This window comes from Phenylobacterium sp., assembly GCF_036723115.1.
In the GTDB taxonomy this organism is placed as follows: domain Bacteria; phylum Pseudomonadota; class Alphaproteobacteria; order Caulobacterales; family Caulobacteraceae; genus Phenylobacterium.
In genome coordinates this window covers 1-4,063 of the sequence record NZ_DAIMHV010000197.1, presented here as the reverse complement: position 1 = coordinate 4,063, position 4,063 = coordinate 1, and the positions used below count along the sequence as shown (strand labels likewise).

The 4,063-nt window shown below is 65.4% G+C and carries 4 protein-coding genes and 2 pseudogenes; 2 read left to right on the top strand and 4 right to left on the bottom strand.

Annotated elements, in window-relative coordinates; translation table 11 throughout:
• Both ahpF and ahpC read right to left on the bottom strand, forming a co-directional pair.
• The coding region (ahpF, locus tag V7D28_RS14235; RefSeq protein WP_333588043.1) for an alkyl hydroperoxide reductase subunit F at positions 1 to 1,159 on the bottom strand (1,159 nt) is incomplete at its 3' end.
• Positions 1,160 to 1,424: 265 nt separating this feature from the next.
• Complete coding sequence (ahpC, locus tag V7D28_RS14230; RefSeq protein ID WP_333588042.1) at positions 1,425 to 1,991, bottom strand: alkyl hydroperoxide reductase subunit C; 567 nt, start codon at positions 1,989 to 1,991, stop codon at positions 1,425 to 1,427.
• 242 nt (positions 1,992 to 2,233) lie between these two features.
• Between ahpC and V7D28_RS14225 the strand changes: the two genes are divergently transcribed.
• A complete protein-coding gene (locus V7D28_RS14225) occupies positions 2,234 to 3,061 on the top strand; it encodes a hypothetical protein (protein ID WP_333588041.1) in 828 nt (275 codons plus the stop codon).
• A gap of 119 nt (positions 3,062 to 3,180) precedes the next feature.
• On the opposite strand, the pseudogene V7D28_RS14220 reads toward V7D28_RS14225, so the two are convergent.
• A pseudogene (locus V7D28_RS14220) lies at positions 3,181 to 3,310 on the bottom strand (hypothetical protein); the annotation flags it as partial.
• Positions 3,311 to 3,436: 126 nt separating this feature from the next.
• On the opposite strand from V7D28_RS14220, the gene V7D28_RS14215 reads away from it, so the two are divergent.
• Positions 3,437 to 3,793, top strand: coding sequence for a CZB domain-containing protein (locus V7D28_RS14215; RefSeq protein WP_333588040.1), 357 nt, complete (start codon positions 3,437 to 3,439; stop codon positions 3,791 to 3,793).
• A gap of 16 nt (positions 3,794 to 3,809) precedes the next feature.
• Here the strand turns inward: V7D28_RS14215 and V7D28_RS14210 are convergent.
• Positions 3,810 to 4,063, bottom strand: a pseudogene (locus tag V7D28_RS14210) (NAD(P)/FAD-dependent oxidoreductase); the annotation flags it as partial.

Here is a 4,063-nt window from a genome sequence, read left to right as displayed (position 1 = left end):
CGTATTCGATCAGGGTCACGTGGGCCACGATGCCCGCCAGGTCGATGGCCGCCTCCACGCCGGAATTGCCGCCGCCGATCACCGCCACGCGCTTGCCCTTGAAGAGCGGGCCGTCGCAGTGGGGGCAATAGGCCACGCCCTTGTTGCGATAGGTGTCCTCGCCCGGCACGTTCATCTGCCGCCAGCGGGCGCCGGTGGCCAGGATGATGGTGCGCGAGGACAGGGTCGCCCCGTTCTCCAGCTGCAACTGGATCAGACCGCCGGTCTTGTCGGCGGGGATCAGCTTGGCCGCCCGCTGCAGGTTCATGATGTCCACCTCATAGTCGCGCACGTGGCGCTCCATGTCGGCGGCCAGCTTGGGGCCTTCGGTGTGCGGGGTGCCGGTCAGGTTCTCGATGCCCAGGGTGTCCAGCACCTGGCCGCCGAAGCGCTCGGCCACCACGCCGGTGCGGATGCCCTTGCGCGCCGCATAGATGGCCGCGGCCGCGCCCGCAGGCCCGCCGCCCACCACCAGCACGTCGAAGGGCGCCTTGGCCGCGATCTTGGCCGCATCGCGGGCGGCCGCCCCGGTGTCCAGCTTGGCCAGGATCTCTTCCAGGCCCATGCGGCCCTGACCCCAGACCTCGCCGTTCAGGAAGATGGTGGGCACGGCCATGATCTGGCGGGCGGCGACTTCGTCCTGGAACAGCGCGCCGTCGATGGCGGTGTGGCGGATGCGCGGGTTCAGCACGCTCATGGCGTTCAGCGCCTGAACGATGTCGGGGCAGTTCTGGCAGGAGAGCGAGAAATAGGTCTCGAACACGAAGTCGCCCTCCAGCGCCTTCACCTGCTCGGCGATCTCGGCCTCCACCCGGGGCGGATGGCCGCCCACCTGCAGCAGGGCCAGGACCAGCGAGGTGAACTCATGGCCCATGGGCAGGCCGGCGAAGGTGACGGCGATGTCCGTGCCCGCGCGGCGGATCTCGAAGGACGGCTTGCGGGCGTCCGCGCCGTCCAGGCGCACGGCGACCTTGCCGCCGGAGACCGAGGCGATGTCCTCCAGCAGGTCCTGCATCTCGGCGCTCTTGGCGCCGCCGTCCAGCGAGGCGATCAGCTCCACCGGCTGGGAGACGTTCTGCAGATAGCCCTGCAGCTGGCTCTTCAGATTGGCGTCCAACATGGCTCGGTTTCCGGTGTTCACGCGCGCGGCGGCTAGGGGGCCCCAGCGACGACGGCGGGGAGGAGAGTTCAGGTCTTTAAAAAGAGCCGGCCGCCCGGGGTCTTGGGAGGCGACGGCCGTCAGGGGAAGGATACGTCCGACCCACGCCGGCTGTTCCGCCGGAAGCGGCGGCCGGGGGTCGGGGGCGCCCCGTCGCCCAGGGCCTGAGCCCTGGACGGGCGGCGGCGCCCCGTCTTCCGTCAGTCTTCGAGGACTGAGATCCGGCTTAGATCTTGCCGACGAGGTCCAGCGAAGGCGCCAGGGTCTTTTCGCCTTCTTCCCACTTGGCCGGGCAGACTTCGCCCGGGTGGGCGGCCACGTACTGGGCGGCGCGGATCTTGCGCAGCAGCTCCATGGCGTTACGGCCGATGCCCTCGGCAGTGACTTCCATGAACTGGATCACGCCTTCGGGGTCCACCAGGAAGGTGCCGCGGTCGGCCAGGCCCTGGCCGGCGCGCATCACGCCGAAGTTGTTGGTGATCTCGCCCGAGGGGTCGCCGATCATGGTGTATTCGATCTTGCCGATGGCCGGCGAGGAGTCGTGCCAGGCCTTGTGCGAGAAGTGGGTGTCGGTCGAGACGGAATAGATCTCCACGCCCAGCTTCTGGAACTGGGCGTAGTTGTCGGCCAGGTCCTCCAGCTCGGTCGGGCAGACGAAGGTGAAGTCGGCCGGATAGAAGAAGAACACCGACCACTTGCCCTTCACGTCGGCGTCGCTGACGGTCACGAACTTGCCGGCCTTATAGGCCTGGGCGGTGAAGGGAAGGATCGTCGAGTTCACATTGGCGGGCATCCGCGCTCTCCTGGCGTTTGGTTATGGGTAGGGGGAGGAAACGCCCCCTACCTACCACCTGATGCTGCATCGCCGAAATCGATTTTATTTGGGGTGAGGATAGAGGCGGCCGATGGGTCGCGCTCGTTCAGGACCAGCCGCCGAGCCCTGGCTGCACGACCTTAACAGGCTCCCACCAAGATATCGGCTGCCCGAGCCAATAGTTGGCCGCGTGGTGTCATTCGATGCGATCCAACCAAGCGTTGCTGCTGGCCGAAATTCACGGTCATGATGCGGCGATGCAGGTCACCATCAATAGACTCCGGAAAGGCGGTGGCTCTGTTGCGGCCGTAGTGCTGGCGCTCGTCGGTATGGGCGGTCCTGAAGCGGCCATTGGGGCGCTGCGTGACACAATCAACTTTCTTCTCGCCGGCACGGGTTACGAGGCCCCGGCTTGGATTTCTGTGGGAGCCTTAGCGAAGCCGTTCCGATACGCCTGCTTTGCGGCGGCCATGGCGGTTCTAATTTGGGCATTCTGGCCAATCATCACAGCGTTGAGGCTCTATCGGCCAAGAAATGCGCAGACGAGCCCGTCGCATACTTCCTACGGGCGCTTCGATCGCCCGCAGGCTTACAGGAGCTACGTCGTTGGTGGACGTGCGCAGGAAGGCACAACCACGGGGCCTATGCCTTTGCACGATGCAATCAATATTTGGCGTGAAGAAAATCCAGATTTCCTTCCACTGGAAGATGCTGCTCGTTGGCTATATGATAACGCGAGTCCGTCTCTGAGGGATATACTGAAAGATTACCGGCCCTTTGGCAGCATCGTCGAACACGCTAAAGCTCTGGTGGGTGCTGCTGCAGACGAAGGCATATGCGAATTGTGGGCGAGTCGCGAAGCGGGCTTGAGTCCAGAGACAGTCAAATATGAAGAGCTAACAGACACAGCTATTGAGGCCGCGTTCGGCCGCGAACGGCCAAAGCCAGTGAATCCGATGGTCCGGCGCGGTGACCTCCTGAAGGTGCTTGAGCACTACGAAACCCCACCCCCGCCAGCCCCAGCGAAGATCAAGCGCGACACACCTTAGGAGAGGCGTTGATGTCTGGGGCGACGGGGCAATGGGGGCTTGACCCAATGTCAGACGGCGGGAGCCACCTAGAGGCCCTTGGCGCAGCGCTTAGAGACTTCCGGCAACATGCACACGACGGCGGCCAGCTTGGCCTGCTGCTCGGCGAAATTGACCAGGGTGGGCAGGGGCTGGGCCCGCGCCCACGACGAACAGATTGTCGATCCCCGGCTTCATCATCCGCTTGAAGAGGGGGACGCGGTTCTCCGCACCGGCGACCCGCCTACTCATTCCGAGCAACACGCTTCGGTGACAAAGCTTCACCTTAGCGCCGCGTTCACCCCTCGGGGCCCATCCGTTCGCCGTCAAGACAACCGAAGAACACGGGGATTGGTGATGGATTTTGATAAGGCGACGGCCGCCCATGCGGACTGGAAGGTGAAGCTGCGGGTGGCCCTGTCCAACCACGACACTCTGGACGCCCAGGCCATCTGTTCAGACCGCCACTGCGATCTGGGGCGCTGGCTCCATGGCGAGGCGCGCCAGACCCTCGGGAGCAAAGCCAGCTTCCTGCAATGTGTGGAGGCCCATCGGGAGTTCCACAGCTGCGCCGGCCAGGTGGCCGAGGCCATCAACCGCAAGGATGATGCTTTGGCCGAGCGGCTGCTGGGCATGGGCGCCCCGTTCAGCGAGGCCTCCATGAAGGTGGCCGTTGCCCTGCGCCGCCTGCGCCGCGAGGTTGAGCCGGCCTGACTCGCCGGCTGCCCGGTCAGGCGGCGGCCTTGCGGGCGCGGGCCTGACCGCGGGCGATCTCCTTCATCAGGTCGTGCACATAGATCCCGAAGTCCACCTGGATGGTGTGGCGCTGGCTCTTGTAGAAGTGGCCCATGTGCAGGGCCTCGTCCTTGGCGATGACGGCTTCCATCTCGGCCGGCGAGGGCGGGGCATAGGCGCCGGTCAGCAGGGCCGCGGCCAGCTTGGCCTGCTGCTCGGCGAAATTGACCAGGGTGGGCAGGGGCTGGG

Bases quoted from the DNA above. Each gene is read 5' to 3' on its own strand.
- ahpC (WP_333588042.1), bottom strand. From the start codon at position 1,991: ATGCCCGCCAATGTGAACTCGACGATCCTTCCCTTCACCGCCCAGGCC.
- V7D28_RS14215 (WP_333588040.1), top strand. From the start codon at position 3,437: ATGGATTTTGATAAGGCGACGGCCGCCCATGCGGACTGGAAGGTGAAG.